Annotated in this window: 14 protein-coding genes; 9 read left to right on the plus strand and 5 right to left on the minus strand. The window is 48.2% G+C overall.

Features of this window, described 5'->3' with window-relative positions:
- The first annotated feature begins 291 nt into the window (after positions 1–291).
- The 3 genes from Pan241w_RS15965 (at position 292) to Pan241w_RS15975 (ending at position 4,680) form a co-directional block, all read left to right on the plus strand.
- Complete coding sequence (locus tag Pan241w_RS15965) at positions 292–3,069, plus strand: HEAT repeat domain-containing protein (protein WP_197999960.1); 2,778 nt, start codon at positions 292–294, stop codon at positions 3,067–3,069.
- 122 nt (positions 3,070–3,191) lie between these two features.
- On the plus strand, positions 3,192–3,557 hold the full coding sequence (locus tag Pan241w_RS15970; RefSeq protein WP_145217763.1) for an STAS domain-containing protein: 366 nt from the start codon (positions 3,192–3,194) through the stop codon (positions 3,555–3,557).
- A 58-nt stretch (positions 3,558–3,615) separates the two neighbouring features.
- Positions 3,616–4,680, plus strand: coding sequence for an LOG family protein (locus Pan241w_RS15975; protein WP_145217765.1), 1,065 nt, complete (start codon positions 3,616–3,618; stop codon positions 4,678–4,680).
- A 6-nt stretch (positions 4,681–4,686) separates the two neighbouring features.
- On the opposite strand, the gene Pan241w_RS15980 is transcribed toward Pan241w_RS15975, so the two are convergent.
- Complete coding sequence (locus Pan241w_RS15980; protein WP_145217767.1) at positions 4,687–5,313, minus strand: RNA polymerase sigma factor; 627 nt, start codon at positions 5,311–5,313, stop codon at positions 4,687–4,689.
- Positions 5,314–5,508: 195 nt separating this feature from the next.
- Here Pan241w_RS15980 and Pan241w_RS15985 point away from each other — a divergent pair, with 195 nt between their 5' ends.
- Positions 5,509–7,743, plus strand: a complete 2,235-nt coding sequence (locus Pan241w_RS15985) for a serine/threonine-protein kinase (RefSeq protein WP_145217769.1) — start codon at positions 5,509–5,511, stop codon at positions 7,741–7,743.
- A 327-nt stretch (positions 7,744–8,070) separates the two neighbouring features.
- On the opposite strand, the gene Pan241w_RS15990 is transcribed toward Pan241w_RS15985, so the two are convergent.
- Positions 8,071–8,439, minus strand: coding sequence for a hypothetical protein (locus Pan241w_RS15990; RefSeq protein ID WP_145217771.1), 369 nt, complete (start codon positions 8,437–8,439; stop codon positions 8,071–8,073).
- A 90-nt stretch (positions 8,440–8,529) separates the two neighbouring features.
- On the opposite strand from Pan241w_RS15990, the gene Pan241w_RS15995 reads away from it, so the two are divergent.
- Positions 8,530–8,949 (plus strand): hypothetical protein, encoded by a 420-nt coding sequence (locus Pan241w_RS15995; RefSeq protein WP_145217772.1) that lies wholly within the window; start codon positions 8,530–8,532, stop codon positions 8,947–8,949.
- Positions 8,950–9,047: 98 nt separating this feature from the next.
- Here the strand turns inward: Pan241w_RS15995 and eno are convergent, their stop codons facing one another.
- Together eno and Pan241w_RS16005 are read right to left on the minus strand one after the other, a co-directional pair.
- Positions 9,048–10,406, minus strand: a complete 1,359-nt coding sequence (gene eno, locus Pan241w_RS16000; RefSeq protein WP_145217774.1) for a phosphopyruvate hydratase — start codon at positions 10,404–10,406, stop codon at positions 9,048–9,050.
- A 104-nt stretch (positions 10,407–10,510) separates the two neighbouring features.
- Positions 10,511–11,557 (minus strand): phosphotransferase family protein, encoded by a 1,047-nt coding sequence (locus Pan241w_RS16005; protein WP_145217776.1) that lies wholly within the window; start codon positions 11,555–11,557, stop codon positions 10,511–10,513.
- A gap of 399 nt (positions 11,558–11,956) precedes the next feature.
- Here Pan241w_RS16005 and Pan241w_RS29430 point away from each other — a divergent pair, with 399 nt between their 5' ends.
- From Pan241w_RS29430 to Pan241w_RS16020, 4 genes are all read left to right on the plus strand, one after another.
- Complete coding sequence (locus Pan241w_RS29430) at positions 11,957–12,847, plus strand: hypothetical protein (RefSeq protein ID WP_197999961.1); 891 nt, start codon at positions 11,957–11,959, stop codon at positions 12,845–12,847.
- Positions 12,848–13,006: 159 nt separating this feature from the next.
- Positions 13,007–13,945: a PIG-L deacetylase family protein gene (locus Pan241w_RS16010; protein WP_145217778.1), complete on the plus strand. Its 939-nt coding sequence runs from the start codon at positions 13,007–13,009 to the stop codon at positions 13,943–13,945.
- Between the two features lie 279 nt (positions 13,946–14,224).
- Complete coding sequence (locus tag Pan241w_RS16015; RefSeq protein ID WP_145217780.1) at positions 14,225–17,338, plus strand: PSD1 and planctomycete cytochrome C domain-containing protein; 3,114 nt, start codon at positions 14,225–14,227, stop codon at positions 17,336–17,338.
- 65 nt (positions 17,339–17,403) lie between these two features.
- On the plus strand, positions 17,404–18,885 hold the full coding sequence (locus Pan241w_RS16020; RefSeq protein ID WP_232107170.1) for a DUF1501 domain-containing protein: 1,482 nt from the start codon (positions 17,404–17,406) through the stop codon (positions 18,883–18,885).
- A 32-nt stretch (positions 18,886–18,917) separates the two neighbouring features.
- Here Pan241w_RS16020 and Pan241w_RS16025 read toward each other — a convergent pair whose 3' ends face one another.
- Positions 18,918–19,943: a BBP7 family outer membrane beta-barrel protein gene (locus Pan241w_RS16025; RefSeq protein WP_197999962.1), complete on the minus strand. Its 1,026-nt coding sequence runs from the start codon at positions 19,941–19,943 to the stop codon at positions 18,918–18,920.
- Positions 19,944–20,363: the final 420 nt, after the last annotated feature.

Here is a 20,363-nt window from a genome sequence, read left to right on the forward strand (position 1 = left end):
ACTTGCCTGAATCTGTTTCTGCTTCCGTCCAAGCCATCAGAATGCTCTTCTGCCCAAACCCAATTTTTGATAAAGTCCAAGCCTCAATTCTCTCTTTCTCTCCTGTCGATTTCCTTCACCACTCCCTACTCTCAAATGAATTCTGCTCCTCCTCGCGGAAGAAACATCGATTCCCTATCGATCTCATTGAAACAGTTCCTTCAATGCCTGTTTCTCATGGGTTTATTGATCTGCTGCGCGCTTCCTGTTGGTTGCCAGAAAAGTCTGCTCCAAAACGTACAGCAGGCACAGATGCCAATCCCATTCAAAGAGAAAAAGACTCCGGCAGTCTCCGAGGAACTGAAAGGACTCCAAATCTATTTATCCAAGGATTTGTGGAGCCGCAACGACCACTGGTCGGCTTTTGAAGAATGGAAAACCCTACAAACACACGCTGAAACGAACAGAACAGCCCCGTTAGACATCCATCGCTGGGTCTTTGGAACATTAGAACCGGGCAAGTTCTTGTCTGAAAGCGAGAAAACAGAACTTCCCTCCGTCGCTACGAAAGCTCCGGAAGTGACAGATTCCAAAGATTCTACCAAACAAAATCAACCAAAAGATCCGCCGCCAACCACTGAAAAACAGACTGTGGAAACGCCCCTCCCCAAACAAGAAAGCTGGTCTTTTAATACATTACAAGAATTTTTTATCCGAACTGACTCGCAGACTGCGGACTCGGATTCCAGGCAATACTCCGAAAAAATCAGCAAGCTGAAACAACTTTCAGCACAGGACTCAATTGCTGGCTGGAACGCAACGATTTTATGGGCCACCATTTCTCCCCAATCAGCAACCGAAACCATCCCGACTCTGGAAAAAATCGTTTTCGAACATCCAACCTCTGATCCATCAAAGAAAAAGACACCTCAGAATCAACAACACAAACAGCCGATTGACTTTTTCTCATTCCAAGAGACCGAGAAACCCGTCCCGGACAAATCCAAACCGAAGTTGACTGCACTCTCGCCTGCCATGAAACATGCAGCCATCAATGGCCTCTCGCTGGTACTATCCCAAGCGGATGCCATTCCCCTCGACACAAAACACAGATTAACACAAGCATTGCAGCGCCCCGACATCTCAATGGAACTCCGCAACGAATTATATTGCGGTTTAGCAAGATTTATCTCACCAGCAAATATTCCAACATTAGAACAATCCCTGGACGTTGGTGACAACAAGAGACGTCTTCCCAAAACATTACGACGGACAGCCATGGATGCCTGCATCATTCATGGACTCTGGTTTTATGCCGATCTGAACCAATTTTCGACTGCCGGTCGCTCACAGCAAGAATCTAGAGAATATGAGGCTTCCGTCTGGCCTGAAAATATCACCCAGGTTCGCTGGGATTCTGATTCTCGGATGCGCACCAATTTTGGCTATTGGGCTGCCGTAGTCCGTCATCCGGATGCGGAAGCGATTTTGATATCACAGTTAAAAGATGCTGACCATCTGGTTCAAAATCAAGCCATAGAGCACCTGGGACTTCTCGGAACGGACACAGCACTTCAACAGCTGGAAGAACAGGCAAAGCGTCCTCAGGAAAGCGCCCGGATCTCAGCAGCCATTGGATTGACTCCCTGGGGAGCGCCCTACCTGGCTCCACTCAGCAAAGACGCTTCGGCATCGGTACGGCTCGCGGCGGCCAAAGGTCTGGGACAATCCCCTTCGCCCGAAGCAGCGCTTTTATTGCGATCGCTCTTGAATGACCGTAGCACGAATGTGCAAAATGCGGTCATTGATTCCATCAGCCAATGGCCTGATGAACTTGCCATCCCACTGCTCCTGGAAGGGATTCAGGAAAGCGTTTATAAAACACGGCGAAAAAGTATTCTCCAGTTAACGAACCGTACAGGTACAAGCGGTTCCATTTCAATCGAAGCTCCCAAGGCTGATCGTATTGCCGCTGTCAGAGAACTGATTCAATCACAACAACTCCCAGCCGGCTTGTGGAATCAGCTCTTACAAACGGGCCTGCAAAAATCGGGGGAAGTGAATCAAACTCGCGTTGCAGAAATCCAGGCCTACTTTCAAAAGCTCATCAACCAGCCCAAAGAATCAAGTCAGTATCAAATTGCGTTTCAAGAACTCGCAAATATCTCTCATGACGAACTGGGAATCCTGGAGAAATTGATCCTGGAAACATCTATTGAACTTCCCGATCAGATTTACACCGATCTGCTTCCTGAACTGCATTCGAATTATGCTGCCTTAAATCAACTAAAGAGTGCGCATGTCACGGATCGCAGGAAAGGCGCCCAACAACTCTTACTGAACTCTCAAAACGTGTCCTTAAGCCCTGTGGTTATAAAACGTCTCCGAAAGCTGTTGACTCATGAGCAGGATCGCCTTGTCTGGCGGATTGTGATGTCAGCGATTTCAAAAGACAATTATGACGAGTCGGCTCAACTTGCATTGCTGGCAGTCAACCATAACTGGTCTGACATCAGAATCCTCGGGTGTGAGTACTTTGGTAGACACGGTTTGCCACAATTTGCAATCTGGCTACTCCCTCTACTCGATGATAAGAATGAATCCGTCCAACTCGCGGCCATCAAAGCCATTGGCCATTGCCATAATCCGATTGCCATCAATGGTATTCAAAACGCGACACAGAACCAGCAACCTGCACCGTCTCTGCGATCAAAACTGACGCATTCCAATCAAAGTGTCCGTTTTGAAACGGTCGCCGCCCTGAGTCGCCTGGGTGATATTGAAGGCATGCAGGAACTAGTGCGACTATCAAACGATACTCGCAATTCCATTCGCATTGATGCGGTCCGTGAAATGGGAAATTCCGGCCAAACACGATTTGTCGAACCTCTGATTCAACAGGCATGGACGGAACGCAATCTTCTCGCCCTCAAAGAAATTTTAAGCAGTTTAGACAAACTGGTTCCTGCTTCTGAGCAACCTATCGAGTTGAAGTCACAGTTGCAGCACTTTGAACAAGCAAAAATCTGGATGAATTGGTGGCAAACTCATCACTCAGGCCCCTCTACAAGACTGTTTACAGGCCGTTAAGTATGAAATCTTGTTTTTGAGGTACTTGAAGCCTGTTCTCTCTCCCTGGATAACAGTATTATGGGCAGAAATCATAAGATTTCTGTACCCATCGAATGTTTTATTCACTGCGGAATTACTACATGACGAACTACCACGACGACTTTCAATTGGAATGGCATGGAAACACAGTCGTAATCATTCCCGCCAGTAATGTCGAGTCAATGAGTTGGGACCTGATTGAACAGGCAGCCGACATCGTAATGGCTCCGTTACAGGAAGTAGAAATTCCCATGGTCGTTTTTGACTTGAGTGATGTCAGCTACTTCGGTTCTGTATTTCTCGCCCTCTTATTACGATGCCATAAACATGTTCGGAGTCGAGGCGGGGAATTAGTTTTATGTGGCGCCAGTAAAATGGCAAATGAGTTACTGAGAATCACTGCGTTAGACACACTTTGGGCGATTTATGAAACCAGAGATGAAGCTCTGGATGCCTTGATGGGTTAGATCAGATCAAGAGTTCTATCAAACAACTCGACCAGTTGTGTTAAAGGATTAATAGTTCATGTCGAGGAAATATCGAAAAACGCGGCCCAGCGTCTCTGAGTCTGATGTACTCCCTACCGAGCACAGCCCCGAGCTTTATCCGTTCGATTCCATCGTCGCCAGCATCAAAGAAACCGCCGATAAACTGCAACAAGATCAGGCTACCCGTGGCGATCTCAAGATCCTGGACCGTGCCCTGAAAGAACTCAGATACGCGTTTAAAGTATTCACCCCCTATCGCAAGCAGCGCAAAGTCACCGTTTTCGGATCTGCCAGAACTCTGCCCGATGACCCTGCCTACCAGCAGGCGCTTCAATTCGGTCGCCGCATGGCCGAAGAAAAATGGATGACTGTAACCGGTGCCGGTCCGGGAATCATGGAAGCAGCCCATGTCGGTGCGGGCACCGATATGTCCATGGGTGTCAACATTGTACTGCCCTTCGAACAGGAGCCGAATTACGTCATTCATAAAGACGAAAAGCTGGTCAACCTGAACTACTTCTTCACCCGCAAACTGCTTTTCGTGAAAGAAGTCCACGCCATCGTTTGCTGTGCCGGTGGTTTTGGCACGTTAGACGAAGCCTTCGAAACACTCACCCTGGTCCAAACCGGAAAACGCGATCCGATGCCCATCGTTCTTTTAGATGTTCCAGGAGGGACCTATTGGAAAGAATGGGAGTTATTCCTGAAAAACAATCTGTTAAAACAGGAGTTGATCTCAGAGGAAGATTTATCTCTGTTTTATGTCACAGATAACATTGAGGATGCCGTCGATGAAGTCATCGGCTTTTACAGCGTCTACAACAGTATGCGATATGTCAAAGGCCGACTGGTACTGCGGCTACATGTTGAACCCAGCAATCAATTTGTTGAACAGTTGAATAATGAATTCAAAGATATCCTGGAATCAGGTATCATCACCAAAGTCGAAACACATGAGCTGGAAAAAGACGACGACCATTTAGCCGACCTGCCTCGAATTTCTTTGCTATTCAACCGGAAAAATCTGGGACGACTGCGGCAAATGATTGATCGCATCAACGACGAACTTGCGCCCAAAAACGACGAAGAAGATGCAGAGTAAGCCAGTTCATTGCCCGAGCATGCTCTTGAATTCGTCTTCATGCATCAACAGCTCCTGCAGTTTCACCATCGATCGACTGAGCATCACGCGAACCGCAACATCGGACTTCCCCAACTGAGCTGCAATCTCTTTGGTTGGGAGCCCTTCGACATACTTTAAGCGGATCGCTTCTCGATTCTCTTCCGGTAAGCTTTCCAGCGCCATTAATAATTTCATTTCTTTTGCGCCGCGTGAGAATGCCTGACTGGGACTGGTAATGCTGGCGATCAGCAAATCCATAAATCCCTGACCTTCTCCATCACTGGGAGATCGTTGTTTGACTTCTCGTCCTGCTGCCCGCTTTTGCACCTGGAAGAATTTCCGGTGATTATCGATAATCCGCCGCTCAGAGAGATGGCACAGCCAGTTAAAAGGCGTTTTCTGCTCAAAGTCCATTTGTGACAATGACTCGACCGCGCTCAGCGATGCTTCCTGCAGAATATCAGCAGCTTCGACTTTGCTTTTGAGCCCATCACTCATGTTTTTGTTGATAAAGGCTAACAAAGGGGCACGATGCGCTTCGATAAATTCGAGCAAAGCCGGCTCGCTCCCCTGTTTAATCTGGCTGATCAATTCTTCGATGTCAGTCGTCATGAAAACTTCACACTTCCTGTAATGAGTCATTCAAGTCTGGCGCGTTCTACTTTCCACATGACGCATCATCGGTTACTATGATGCCCATTCAGGTGGATTGATTAGCCCCTTTATACCATTGACGGGCCAAGTCATCTACTGAATTATTCACCGGAATCATCTCAGAACTGTGTTCATCAATTCAGGACCACTTTGTTGTCGGAACCGTCGCCACATCTGAATACAACAGACAGCCAGGACAGTCTCGCTGCGCTGACAGAAGTGATGGAACAGTTTGTCGGCGACTGGGAAGCCCAACAAGCTCCCCCTGAATTAAAACAATATCTTCCCGAAACGGTTCCCATCAACCGTTTTCTCCTCATCGAACTCATTAAAATCGATCTGGAATTTCGCTGGCAGCAGTTTAATTTCCCCAAACGCATCGGAGAATACCTGGAAGAATTCCCTCTCCTTCTGGAAGAGACTGTCCCCGTTGATCTGCTCTATGAAGAGTACCATCTGCGTCGCCAGAATGGGTTTGAAGTCGACCCTGCGGAATATCTCAGTTTTTTTCCGACAGCCAGCGCACAGTTGAAACAACTATTTGAATTGGACCATGCCTACAGCAGCACAAAAATGCTGAGCCACTCCCCGCCACAGGCACTTCACAATTTTCAACCAGGGCATACGGTCGATGATTTTGAATTGCTGACTCTCTTAGGCAAAGGGGCGTTTGCCAAAGTTTATCAGGCACGTCAGACTTCGATGCAACGTCTGGTTGCGTTAAAAATTTCAGAAGATTCCAGTGACGAGCCACAAACCTTAGCACAACTGGATCACGACAACATCGTACGAGTATTTGATCAACGCCTGCTGCCAGAGCAAAAAATCCGTCTGCTATATATGCAATACCTTCCCGGCGGCACACTGCAGTCTGTCGTCGAAATGATTCGCAAAACAGCCCCGGCAGAACGCTCAGGGAAAATCCTCATTTCGGCAATTAATCAATCACTGGAATTGCGTGGGGAATCTCGACCTGCGGAATCTTATACGTATCTGACATTGAAGTCGCTCTCGTGGCCAGAAGCCATCTGCTGGTTGGGAATCCGACTGGCCAAAGCCTTGGACTACGCACATCAGAAAGGGGTCTTGCACCGTGATATTAAGCCGGCGAATGTGCTCCTGACATCGGACGGAGTCCCAAAACTGGCTGATTTCAATATCAGTTTCAGTTCGCACGTCACTGGCACCACGCCCGCGGCGTATTTTGGCGGAAGTCTGGCTTACATGTCCCCCGAACAACTGGAAGCCTATGATCCCACACATACCAGATCACCGGAAAGCCTCGACGAGCGCAGCGACCTCTATTCGCTGGGACTCATGCTATGGGAACTGCTCACAGGCATGCGTCCCTTTCAAGATCCCGCTATTTCAACAGGCTGGTCCTCCCTGTTGAATCAGATGATCCAGCAACGCCAATCAGGCTCTGACTTAAATGAAATGCCACAGCACCTGCCGCCGGATTGTCCGGAACACTTGGTAACGGTGCTACAGAAATGTCTCGCCCCTTCACCAGAAGAACGCTGGAGCTCCGGTGCGGAACTTGCCAGCCAACTGAAATTATGTTTGAATCCTCGCGCACAGCAGATTTTATATCCTCCCTCCACCAGCTGGTTTGCACGCCTGAAAGGCTGGGAGATTCCGCTTGTAATTCTGGTCGTAGCCATTCCGAATATCCTGGCCGGCTTATTCAATTTCTTCCACAATCAGAAACATATCGTCGAGCACTTAAAAAATTCACAGGAAGCGTTCTGGCAAATCCAGTCTACGATCAATCTCATCGCCTATCCTCTGGGTCTGGGGCTGATTGGCTGGATCACCTGGACTATCCTCCGATTTGCTGCTGAAAACAGGGCAAGCAACGATTCAAGCGAGCCACAATCCGCAGTCGTAGAAAAACGCTGTTTACGCCTGGGGCATTATGCGGCTTTGATCTGTACTGCAGAATGGGTGGTTGCTGGCATCGCCTACCCAGTCAGTATGCACTATGCGATTGGCTCATTATCAATCACGGCCTACCTGCACTTCCTCGGATCGCTTTTATTGTGTGGCCTGATTGCTGCCAGCTATCCGTTTTTCGGTGTCACCTGGCTCAGCCTGCATCTGATCTACCCTCGTCTTCATGCGGCCCATGATTTCGGTCAGCCCGCCCCCGAAAGCTATACACAAATCAAACGTCTGAGCTGGGTTTATTTGATGCTGGCCTTCCTGGTGCCGATGCTCAGTATCGCCTCGCTGGCCATGATCAACCTGGATGATAAAGTCGCCATCGGCATTCTTACAGTTGCCGGAACTCTAGGCGCCATCAGCATTTTTCGCGTTTTCCAGGCACTTCAGGCCGACCTGGACGCACTCAACGGACTCTATTCCCCAAAACAGCCTGGCCAATAGTGTTCATTTGCTGTTTCTTTTTTTCCAAAAAAGCTGTAACAGATTCTGACCGTTCCCGCTTGGTGGGGTGTGAGAACAACAAACTCAACACTCAATCAAATCAAACCAATAAGGAACAAAACGATGAAATTTTCAGCCACTCTCTTCGCCTGCATCACCTTGAGCTTAGTTTTAGTCTCTGAAAACGCTTCCGCTGGGAACCGTTTTTCAGGAAAGTCTTCAGGGCGATCATCGAATCGTTCATCGAGCCGCTCCTTCAACAATCGTAGTAATTACCACAGCAGCCGTAACTCGAATTATCGTAACCACGGCCAACGATCATCCTTTTCACAACGAAATTCGTCCATGAAGCGAGTCTCTTCCAAACAGAACTACCGAACGCCGCAGACTCAGAAGTTCACAAACCGATACAACAGCCAGAAAAACTTCAAAAACACAAAATACAACACGACAAACAATAGTCGTTCTACGAGAACGAACACTTACAAATTTTCTCCCACTCAAAAGCAAACCACTTCCAGCAAAACACAGAAGTTCAACGGCAAACATCATTTCAATCAGCATCGCAAACCAACACAACATTCTTTCAAATCGAATTTCAAACCCGTGAAACATAACAATCACCATGGGCACCACAACAATCATCACAATGGTCACCACTTTAATCACAAGGGACACCATCATGGTCACAAACACTGGAATCGCCCCTGGTGCCACATTAACTACCGTCCTACATGCCCATCAGTATGCCGCCCCTGGTATCCTGTTGTTTGTGCAGATCCGATCGTGACCCCGTGTGTCATCACTGCCTGTGCTCCTGTCACTTACAATGAATTCAACGAACCATTGGTTGCTGCTCCCGTCATTGCCGAACAGGAAATCGTTGCAGCCACTGAAGCCACTCAGGAACAGGCAGAACCAGAACGTCTGGAGTTGGTCGCGGGACAACAGTTTCAATTATCTGCAGAAGGGCTGGGAACAGAACAGGGAATGGTTGTTCTGGAAATCAATGAAATGGGATTACCAGCCAAAATCGAAAAGTGGGAAGACACCGCACTCGGTTTCCAGACACCTCAAATCGGACTGAGCAAAGCGACCGAAGCTAAAATGCACATTATGAACAAAAAAGGTCAATTGCTGGCAACACTGGATATCAACCTGTTACCAGAAGCAAGTGCAGGAGCAACTCAAGTTGCTGCCAACTAAATGCTCTACAAACAACCGTGATGAATCCCATTGAAAAGAGCCTTCCTGGCAAAGGAAGGCTCTTTTCTTATGTTCTATCGCGATCTGCAAATGCGTTCCTACTTCAAGCTGGAAAAAATGCCGCCTCCATGATAACCAGCTCGCCCAGCCAATTGTTCTTCCAGTCTGAGCAGTTGATTATATTTTGCTAAACGCTCACTTCGCCCCACTGATCCAACTTTTAACTGACCTGCTCCTGTAGCCACAACCAGATCGGCAATCGTGGTGTCTTCTGTTTCTCCACTTCGGGCCGATACCACAGGCCAATATCCATGATCAATGGCCATGCGCAATGTTTCCAATGTTTCAGAGAGTGTGCCAATCTGATTCAATTTCACCAGCACACTATTCGCGGTCTGACTGTCAATGCCCTGCTGCAAGCGACGCTGATTGGTCACAAACAGATCATCGCCGATCAACTGCACCCGGTGCCCCAATCGTTCGGTCAGCTTCTTCCAACCTTCCCAGTCATCTTCTGCCAAACCATCTTCGATACTGATAATCGGATAAGTATCCACCCAGCGTTCCAGCATATCGATCACATCGTCAGCGGAAAGCGCTTCGTCTCCCGTCGCGTTCAAGTGATAGGTACCTGTCTCTGCGTCATAAAAGTGTGTGCTGGCGACATCCAGTCCAATCGCCACATCTTGGCCCGGAACTAAACCTGATGCTTCAATCGCTGCTACGACAAATTTGACGGCTTCGCTGTTGCAGCTGAGTTTAGGCCCGTACCCGCCTTCATCTCCGATCAGAGTTCCTTCATGCCCGGTTTTATTTAAGATCTGACCCAATCGGCGATAAATAGTCACGATCCATTCGAACGCCTGCCGATATGAAGTCGCACCAATGGGCAGGATTAGAAAGTCTTGAAAATCGAGATTCCGCCCTGCATGCAGACCTCCCGATATCATGTTGACCATCGGCAACGGCAGCAACATGGATTGCGCCAGCAAAGAAGTCCGCTGCGGAGAATCGCTACTGGACTTACCAGAAGCATATTCTGACCAGATTTCGGCAAATCGCTCGACAGGACTCTGCCGTTGTGCCTCAGCAGCCGCGTATGCCGTTGCCAGTGAGGCCCCTAATATCGCGTTCGCTCCCAAACGTGATTTATTTTCAGTTCCATCCAACGCACACAATTGGGAATCAATGGTACGTTGGTCGGCAGCATCCTGGCCAATCAAGAGATCTGCAATCTCGCGTCGTACATTTTCAACCGCCTGAGTCACACCCAACCCGTCAAAACGCTCGGAATCCTGATCACGCAATTCCACCGCTTCAAATTTCCCGGTACTGGCACCACTGGGAACAATGGCTCTCCCCGGCCGTGAATTCGCACAGCAGATCTCAACTTCCACTGTGGGATTGCCGCGGCTGTCATAAACTTCCCGCGCTTGTACATATTCGATTTGGGTCATGCCAGAACACTCTCCAGATTGTCGTTATCGCTATTAAATAAGTTCACAGTTAATTCTATTCTCTAACATAACAGGAATCGAGCAAACCGTCACCTGAGGGGACTTCAGGAATTCAGCATCTCGCTCAATCGCAAATTCGCATTTTGCAGTGATGCGGGAGGATCCAGGACCAACGAGAGTGCAAATGATCGCACCTGATCCTGCATTAAAGATTCAGGCAGATAGTCAACCGTGCTCTTACCATCTACACGCGCTAACATACACGCCGCGAGATGCTGAATGGTTCGTCGCCCCAGTTCCTGCTCTTCCAGTTGATTAGGCTGGGAACCGTCGCCTGTTGGCAAAGGTGACTGATTATTGACGTATTCCTTCCAAAATGACTCGGCCAACGAAATACAGACATCGCCCTCTTGTTGATAATGAATTGCTTTCAACAAAAGGTGGCTTAGAAAAAAACCAAGATCAAACGCAGGGTCACCATAATGAGCAGTCTCAAAATCGACCAGATGAATTCGTTCTTCAGTAATGAGAATATTCTTGGGACTGAAGTCGGCTAATACGAGACAAACCCGATTCGCAGACATTTCCTCGATCAACTCATCAACCCAGCCTTTGATTTCCGGATGCGCTTTCACGATGAATCGGTAAAAGGGATCAATCCTGAGCTGATCGAAGATTTCCCAATCTCCCCACTGGGCTTGGTACTGTTCATTCAAAAAACTCTGGCGATGGATCGTACTTAGATAAGTCCCTAATTCTCGCGCAATATTCTGATCGAATTTTCCATCTAACAGCTCCCCTTTCCAGACCTTGTGATCTGCATCAATGGCCTCCATCGCAAACAGATAGTTCTCTCGATCTTCAAACAGAACTTGAGGCACCACTCCCGCCGGCAGCAGATGCTGCAATTCCTGCATCACTTCCAGTTCACGCCAGATTCGGTCAAGATGGCTGAACCACTCTGCCTGTGTTCGTAGCTGCTTTCGGGATTGCTTGATTACAAAGTCGGCACCATCCTCTCGATCTATACGGATGACTATATTTGAGACCCCCCAAGCCAATGCCTCTGCAGTGGCAGTCTCCTCAGGCTCCAGGTGATGTTGCGCTTTTAAATACGAAATCACATTTTCTGCGGTGATCTCCTGAATCATGACTCTTTCCCACAAGCATAGAGCTCAAAAGCGTTAATGATTGTTAACATCCGGATTTCTTGCAGTGATCAACTTCCCGTTAATCTGTCAGAATGCAGACGACTCCAGCAAAATTATTACGCCCTGCTGCATGTTCTGCTACTGATATTTACCACATAATCGTCACAATCTGATGCGTCATCTGATTTACCTGACCGGTTCCACATAAATAGCCGTCACTCTGACTTGTGAAAAACTTGCTTTCAAGACAACTTTTTATTGCCAGCACCGTTTAATATGCTGTAAGATGATAATAATGAGATAGTTGTAATAAATGGCTATTTCAAGATAAACAATGAAATCCTTTTCTTACACCGCGCATGCGTGGTAGTCTCTTAGTGAACCACAGGAACAATTTCTATGTTGTCCACAAAACCTGCTTCCCGATTATTGATGTTTCTCTCAGTTGGATGTCTGGCACTTTGCTTAAGCTCCAGTGTCGAAGCCGCGAAGAAAGCAATCAAACCACAGAAATATGATCCTTCCGCTGAAAAGGTCGACGATCTCTTCAATGCAATGGAATCAGGTTTAGTTGATGTCAAAATTATTGCCAAGAGTTCTAAGGGTGGCAATGTTTTGATTACAAACAACAATGAGAAGCCACTCAATGTGAAACTGCCTGAAACATTTCTTGCAGTTCAAGTCCTGAAACAAGGTGCCCTTGGCGGCGGCTTAGGTGGTGGTGGACTCGGAGGTGGATTAGGTGGTCAAGGTGGCCAAGGTGGTGGAGCTCAGACAGCTGGCGGCGGCGCTGGCGGTGGATTGGGTGGCGGCTTAGGTGGTGGACTCGGAGGAGCCGGTGGTGCTGGCGGTGCCGGTGGTGGGTTCTTCTCAATCCCTCCTGAAAAAACAGTTTATGTCCCCTACACATCAGTCTGCCTGGAACATGGAAAAGCAGAGCCAGCCCCGCGGATGGACTACCGCATGGTCAAAACGGAAGAAATGGTCAAAGACCCTGCCCTTCAGGAACTACTCAGATTTGTAGCAACAGGCCGCGTTAACCAACAGGCGGGACAAGCCGCCGCATGGCATCTGGCTAACAAAATGAGTTGGCAGCAACTGGCATCAAAATCAGTCAAACATTTAGGTGGTGCTCCTTCCACACCTTATTTCAATTCTGCAGAATTGCAATATGCCATTCAATTAGTCGGTATGGCACAAGAACGTGCCCGCAATCGCACAGAAACGGCAAGCAAGACGGACGATAAACCCAATACTAAAAGAGAAACAACTCGTAGTTTTTCGGAGTAATCCCGACTCAGAAAATCTCGATTCCCATTCAAAAAACAAAATCAGGTTCGCTTCGGCGAGCCTTTTTTTGTGCACAGCACTACCACTTGGTCATTAACTGCGGTATTTTGGAAGGAAGTTAATATATTCATTCCGTCGTTACCATCGGAGTTAAGGACCATGATGCTCAACCTCAAAAAATTAACCTGCCTCACTCTCTTCCTCGTTTCTCCCCTCCTGTTCGCCACACCTTCTCTGCAGGCAGAAGACAAAGCTCCTTTGCGCATTATTTGTTTTGGAGCTCACCCGGATGATGCAGAATACAAAAATGGTGGCACAGCCGCGCTTTGGGCGCAACAAGGGCATAAGGTAAAACTGGTTTCCGTGACGAATGGAGATATCGGTCACTTTGAAATGGCGGGCGGAACACTGGCACAACGCAGAACAGCAGAAGTCAAAGCCGCCGCTAAAATTCTGGGCGTCGAATCGGAAGTCCTGGATATTCACGATGGAGAATTGCTGCCCACACTCGAAAACAGAAAAAAGATTGTGAAGCTGATTCGAGAATGGAAAGCCGATCTGGTCATTTCTCATCGCCCCTGGGACTATCATCCTGACCATCGATACGTCGGCGTACTGGTTCAAGACGCCGCCTTTATGGTCACGGTCCCCTACTTCTGCCCCGATGTCCCTCGCTTAAAAAAGAATCCCGTCTTTATGTACTCCAGCGATGGATTCCAAAAACCATATCCCTTTCGGCCTGATGTTGTCGTCGCCGTTGATAATGTATTCGATCAAAAACTCAAAGCGGTCGCTCAACTGGTTTCCCAATCATTGGAAGGGGGCGCGGGAGGAAATCCGGAACGCGCTGCAAAAGTACCACCGGCCAATCCACCAGAATTACGCGTGGAACACATTCGCCCTTCCTGGTCGCGCAGACAATCTTCCGAAGCCAATAAGTACCGGACTGAACTGATTGGCATTTATGGTGAAGACGTCGGCAAAAAAATCAAATACGCCGAATCGTTTGAACTGTGCGAATATGGTTCTCGCCCCAATAAAAAGATGCTCCTCAAGTTATTCCCGATTGAAGCATCGATTCCGAAAACTGACAAATAAACAAAACACCGTTTAAATATTCACTGAACTCAGACACGTGATTTTTTCAAACCTTTAGAGATGATTCTGTTTCATCTCTAAAGGTTTTTCACGTTATGGGGTAGCCAAACGTAGTCCTGCTGTAAATAATTGACAATAGTAGTATTTACCCATTAGGATATACTATCCAACGATCACCAAGGGGACTTACCTGTTCTCCCCTGTTGCGATGGCGCAGCAGTGGCCTTCCAGAGACGCACCCGGGTCGTTGAATTGCCTGACAATCACGAAGGCAAGAAAATGAATCGCAATACTCTCGGTACAACCAGCTGCCTGTTCTTTTTCCTCAGTCTGATCATCCAACCTGCTTTTCTCTTTGCCAAAGATGCAAAAGCGAACGCTTCCTCGATTGATTTCGAGAAACAGATCAAACCTCTGTTTCAGGCAAAATGTTATTCCTGCCACGGTCGGGAAATGCAGGAAGGTGGTTTTCGGCTCGACCTGAAAAGTCGTGCGCTCGAAGGAGGCGACAGCGGCCTCGCTATCAAGCCTGGAAACAGTCAGAAAAGTGAACTCTATCATCGTGTAGCAGGAATCGGTGATGGCGATAAAATGCCACCGGAAGGAGAAGGCACGCCCCTCTCTACCAAAGAACTCGCACTCATCAAACGTTGGATCGAACAAGGCGCTACATGGCCAGAGTCTGCGAACTCAAAAGACAAACTCCCTGGCTCAAATCACTGGGCTTTTCAGCCAGTGAAACAAGTGACTCCCCCTCAAGTTCAAAATAATTCCTGGAGCAAGAATGGGATTGATGCGTTCATTCTCCGAAAGCTGGAACAGGAAAAAGTACAACCCTCTGCGGAAGCCGAACGTAGTACCTTAATCAGACGTGTCTATCTGGACTTAACCGGACTCCCCCCCTCCGCAGAAGAATGGGAACGCTGGACTCAGGATACAAATCCCAACTGGTACGAAAAACTGGTTAATCAGCTCCTGGCTTCACCCCATTACGGAGAACGTTGGGGCAGGCATTGGCTGGACCTGGCGCGCTATGCCGACAGTGATGGTTTCGAAAAAGACAGCAAACGCCCTCACGCCTGGCGCTGGAGAACCTGGGTCATCAATGCATTGAATGATGACATGCCCTTTGATCAGTTTTCACTGGAACAACTGGCGGGAGATTTATTACCCAAACCGAAAACCAGTCAATTAGTCGCAACCGGGTTTCATCGTAATACCTTAATCAACCGGGAAGGGGGAACCGATCCGGAAGAAGATCGCGTCAAACGAACCGTCGATCGTACCAATACACTGGGTTCAGTCTGGTTGGGCATCACTGTCGAATGCGCGCAATGTCACACTCATAAATATGATCCTCTGACACAACGTGAATACTATCGGTTGTATGCCTTTTTCAACTCGTTAACCGAACCCGATATTGGCGCACCGCTCCCCGATGAACAGGCCGCCTTCGAAAAAGCGAACCAGGTTTATCAAAAAGATCATCGGCCCCTTGTCAAAGCCATTCGAGAATATGAACAAAATCAACTCGAAAAGGCACTCATAAACTGGGAAAAACAGAACACGGAGAAAAATCCAGTCTGGACAGTCCTACAGCCTGAATCTGTGCATGCCAAACAAAACACGACTCTGATAATTCTACCTGATCATTCCATTCTTGCAGAAGGTGAAAATCCCGGACGCGCGGAGATCTATACGATCACTTTCAAAACGGACTTACAAAACATCAACGGCATTCGCCTGGAGGCACTCACCGACCCCAGCCTTCCGAAAAATGGACCAGGCCGCAGTCCCTCCGGCGATTTCGAATTAACCATGCTCACGGTCAAAACAGCGTCTCTAGAAAAACCTCAAACAACCCAAGAGATCAAATTGCAAAAAGCACAGGCCAGCTTTGAAATGGCCGGTTATAAGGTGGACCGTGTGATCAATAACAGCCCGCACACAGGCTGGTCGATCAGTCCTCAGCAGGGTAAGAAACAGATTGCCACCTTTGAGACTAAAGCAGCATTCGGATTTGAAAAAGGCACCTTGATCACTGTTTCGCTACAACAGTCTTCGACCCGGAAACTCTATCATAACCTGGGACGCTTTCGACTTTCACTCACAACGGGTCCGAAACCGTTACCTTTAAACGGAATGACAGATTTAATTGCTGAGACATTAAATACTCCCCGGAACAAAAGAACCAGCGAACAACAACAGGAACTGTTGGAGTATTACCGCACAATCGACCCTCAGTTAGAGAAACTGAAACAGGCAGAACTGGCACATCGAAAGAAAGCACCACGCAACCCCGCTGAAACCACAAAAGCTCAGGTTGTCAATCACCTCAAAACACCGCGCAAGACCCGCTTGTTGGTTCGAGGCGATTTCCTTAACCCGGCTGATGAAGTGCAACCGAACACACCGGCCATCTTGCCGCCGCTGAATTCAAAAACCCCCAGTCGCGTTGATCTGGCCCGTTGGCTGTTCGATCCTAACAACCCGCTCACGGCACGCGTGACCGTGAATCGTATCTGGAGTCGCTATTTTGGACGCGGTCTTGTTTCCACAATTAATGATTTTGGCACGCAAGGAGAACTTCCTTCCCATCCCGAACTTCTGGACTGGCTCGCGATTCATTTCCGGGAGCACAACTGGAGCCTCAAACAGCTTCACAAATTAATTGTAATGTCAGCGACTTATCGGCAGTCCTCCCATACCAGACCAGAACTTGCAGAACGTGATCCTTACAACACATGGCTGTCACATCAGAACCGTCTTCGCGTCGAAGCGGAAATCATTCGTGACCAGGCTTTGAGCGTTAGCGGTCTGATCAAGCATAAAATTGGGGGACGGAGTGTCAATCCACCTCAACCCGACGGAGTTGCCAGTCTGGGATATGCCAACTCAGTCAAATGGCCTACCAGTAAAGGTGATGACCGATACCGGCGGGGCCTATACACGTTCTTCCAGAGAACAGTCCCCTACCCGATGTTAATGACTTTCGACTCGCCTGATTCGAATTTGAGTTGTACCCGCAGGGAAAGATCAAACACTCCACTGCAGGCATTAACCATCTGGAATGATCCTGTCTTCTTTGAATGTTCGCAGGTACTCGGAAAACGCATCGTTGAAGACACACAACAAACGGATGCCAGCTTGACATCTCGCATTAACCGTGCGTTCCAACTGACTCTGGCCCGTCAACCGTCACAAGCAGAACACGACATCATCAAGCAACTGTATCTTGAACAGACTCAACACCTGAAATCAGATCAGGCGGCTGTCAGTAAGCTGACAAATTCGCAAATCATTCCCACAGGCAGTACCCCACAAGAGGTCGCTGCCTGGATTATCATTGGACGGGTCCTGATGAATCTGGATGAATTTGTCACTCGTGGTTAGCCAACTGATCTCTTGCCTGCAGAACTTTATAACCAAACTGCTCACACAATATTCGGATCGATGAAATGATGAATTCCAATGCTGATTCCTTAAATCTGGCACGACGACGCTTCCTGATGAACTCATCGTGCAGCGTAGCCAGTTTTGCACTGGCGGCCATGATGGAAAAAGAGGGTCTGCTGGCTGCGGAATCCAATCTGTCCAATCCACTGGCTCCCAAAGACTCTCATTTCCCGGGAACCGCCAAAAACTGTATTTTCATTTTTCTGGCAGGTGGCCCCAGCCAAATTGACTTGTATGACCCCAAACCCAAACTTCAGGAACTCAACGGACAGCCTCTGCCGAAAGAACTGACTGAAAAGGTTCGTTTCGCTTTCATCAACAAAGAAACCGCAACCTTAAGTGGCTCTTCGCGTAAATTCAAAAAATACGGCGAATGCGGCACCGAATTCTCCGACGTACTTCCCAATATCGGCTCCTGTGCAGACGATATCGCACTGATTCGTTCCATGTACACAGAACAGTTTAATCATCACCCCGCCCAGCTCATGATGAATACAGGCGTCGGACGCTTTGGACGTCCGAGCGTCGGATCATGGTTGAATTACGGCCTCGGAAGTCAATCCAATAACCTGCCCGGCTATGTTGTTCTGACAGCCGGACGTGGAGCCAGTGGCGGTGCCTCACTCTGGTCAAGCGGCTCCTTACCTTCCACCTATGCTGGAGTCTTATTCCGAAACAAAGGAGAACCTGTTCTCAATCTGAATAATCCTCCCGGCATCAATGCAGAAATTCAGAAATCCGGCCTGGAAGCGATCAAAAAACTGAACCAGCAACAGTTGGCACAAACGGGCGATGACGAAATCGCCAGCCGAATCGCCAGCTATGAACTTGCCTTTCAAATGCAATCATCGGCTCCGGAACTGATTGATCTATCTAGCGAAACCAAGGAAACACAAGAAGCATACGGCGTAAACCGTAAGGGCAATACCAAAAATGGAAAACGCGGAGGAGGCTCAGATACCGAGTCCGCATTTGCCCGTAATTGTCTTTTGGCGCGCAGACTCGTTGAACGAGGAGTACGGTTTATCAATCTATATCACGCCTCATGGGACCACCATAGTGGCCTGGATGCGGGAATTTCCAGAAATGCCGGCATCGTCGATCAGCCGGTCGCAGCACTACTCAAAGATCTCAAGCAGCGCGGCCTGCTCGATTCAACGCTGGTCGTAATGGCAGGTGAATTTGGACGCACCCCTCTCGGAGAAAATCGAACTGGGTCAAAAGCCGTCACGGGACGTGATCATCACCCGGGGGCCTTCAGTCTTTGGATGGCAGGAGGGGGTGTCAAAGGCGGTCAAGTAATTGGAAAGACCACCGAACTGGGCTGGTCTGTCGAAGAAGATCCGGTGCACATCAACGATTTCCATGCCACCCTGCTGCATTTGTTTGGGTTAAACCACCTGAAACTGGCTCAGAAATTCGGTGGACTGGATATCCGTCTGACAAACGTCGGCGGCAAAATCGTCGAAAAACTAATCGCCTGATGGAACAGGGACTGGAGACAGATCATCTCATCTTACGGGAAGCGATATTCAGCACCAAGAACCAGGCCATGCAGTTTGTAGCTGTCCAGACTATTCTTGGCCTGTAAAGAAACACCAGTGTTTGGATTTGATGATGATGTATTGTAATATATTATACCACCTGGCCTGGCAACCTGATTGGCCCACAAAAAGTTATAACCCACATTAAAAGTGAAAGATTCACTCAAATGAATACGGGCATTGACACCGAATTCAAATGTGGGTGCAAATCTTGTTTGGGATATTTGTGTTACGTGCGTCGGATCAGATTCAGACCAAAATTGATTCGTCAAAACACTACCGTTGTAGTTATTCACTCCAAATCCCACTTTTGGTTGCGCCGATATCGTAAACATGGGGTGCACAAACTCCATGCGAATCCCTGCTTGTGGTACATAGAGTTTGTTACTGGTTTCGGACTTGATCGTGGTCTCAAAAAAGGGTTGTGGAGGAGTTGTAGTTAGTTCTTCGAAGCCTCCCTTGATCTCCATTCTCTCACCAATCTTCAAATATCGAAAACCAACCAAGGGACGAATTTGCAAACCCCCAGCACCATAGTAGGTCCTGAACAAGAGGCGTTCGGTATTGATCACGTAGTTACTTTCGAGTCCCCAGGCCGAATGTTGATAATTCACTGCAACCTTCTGATTAAATTGTCGACCGTCAGTCCCTGGATTATTACCGTCGACAGAGGTTAGAATTGAAATCAGATCAGTCGTTCCAAATTCGGGCCCTAACAGATCTGCCTCACCAACAGAAACAGAGCTGTTTTCAGAAGCCATCCCGAAAAATGAAGTCTCGATACTTCCGCTGACAAAATCAATTCCATAGGTTCCCCGAATCCCGTTAGCCCCTTGAGTACCAATTGAGCTTAAATCGAGTTCCCTGGTAGACTGAGTACCAAACCCAAAGAAATCAACTCCTACAAAAGGTTGCCGGGGGTCATTACCACTTGGTATTTCAGAACCAATCAACTGATTTCCGGGAGGCGCTTTCCAGAGCAGATACTCGACTCTCATCCAACTGTTATGTGCCAGATTTTCAAACAGACCGTCCCACGGATGATCATATCCCCAACCACGATCGACGGGTAAGACGCGCGTAATCATTTCGGACTGATCTGCCGGACCATAATAAGACTGATATTGATCGACTGTTTGATAATTAACCGGCCCTTGCTCGTAATTCATGGGAACTTGATTACCAGGATGATAGCCAGTCGGTGAAAAAACAGCCCCAGGTGGAACGGGAGCCCCACCGGCAGGACCATACTGAGCCTGCGCAGAACGGAATCCCACCCCTGATAGGAGAACAATCATTCCAAGCAATAATCGGTAGGCCGGGTTTACCATGTTGTACTTCAATCTCATTTTAAAGAAGTCTACAAGCCGGAGACTCTACAAAACAGCCTTCAAAGCAAGGCAGATCCAGCAAACAAT

Source organism: Gimesia alba (assembly GCF_007744675.1).
Taxonomy (GTDB): domain Bacteria; phylum Planctomycetota; class Planctomycetia; order Planctomycetales; family Planctomycetaceae; genus Gimesia; species Gimesia alba.

Bases quoted from the DNA above. Each gene is read 5' to 3' on its own strand.
- Pan241w_RS15965 (WP_197999960.1), top strand. From the start codon at position 292: ATGCCAATCCCATTCAAAGAGAAAAAGACTCCGGCAGTCTCCGAGGAA.
- Pan241w_RS15970 (WP_145217763.1), top strand. From the start codon at position 3,192: ATGACGAACTACCACGACGACTTTCAATTGGAATGGCATGGAAACACA.
- Pan241w_RS15975 (WP_145217765.1), top strand. From the start codon at position 3,616: ATGTCGAGGAAATATCGAAAAACGCGGCCCAGCGTCTCTGAGTCTGAT.
- Pan241w_RS15980 (WP_145217767.1), bottom strand. From the start codon at position 5,313: ATGACGACTGACATCGAAGAATTGATCAGCCAGATTAAACAGGGGAGC.
- eno (WP_145217774.1), bottom strand. From the start codon at position 10,406: ATGACCCAAATCGAATATGTACAAGCGCGGGAAGTTTATGACAGCCGC.
- Pan241w_RS16005 (WP_145217776.1), bottom strand. From the start codon at position 11,557: ATGATTCAGGAGATCACCGCAGAAAATGTGATTTCGTATTTAAAAGCG.
- Pan241w_RS29430 (WP_197999961.1), top strand. From the start codon at position 11,957: ATGTTGTCCACAAAACCTGCTTCCCGATTATTGATGTTTCTCTCAGTT.
- Pan241w_RS16010 (WP_145217778.1), top strand. From the start codon at position 13,007: ATGATGCTCAACCTCAAAAAATTAACCTGCCTCACTCTCTTCCTCGTT.
- Pan241w_RS16015 (WP_145217780.1), top strand. From the start codon at position 14,225: ATGAATCGCAATACTCTCGGTACAACCAGCTGCCTGTTCTTTTTCCTC.
- Pan241w_RS16020 (WP_232107170.1), top strand. From the start codon at position 17,404: ATGATGAATTCCAATGCTGATTCCTTAAATCTGGCACGACGACGCTTC.
- Pan241w_RS16025 (WP_197999962.1), bottom strand. From the start codon at position 19,943: ATGAGAGTCGAGTATCTGCTCTGGAAAGCGCCTCCCGGAAATCAGTTG.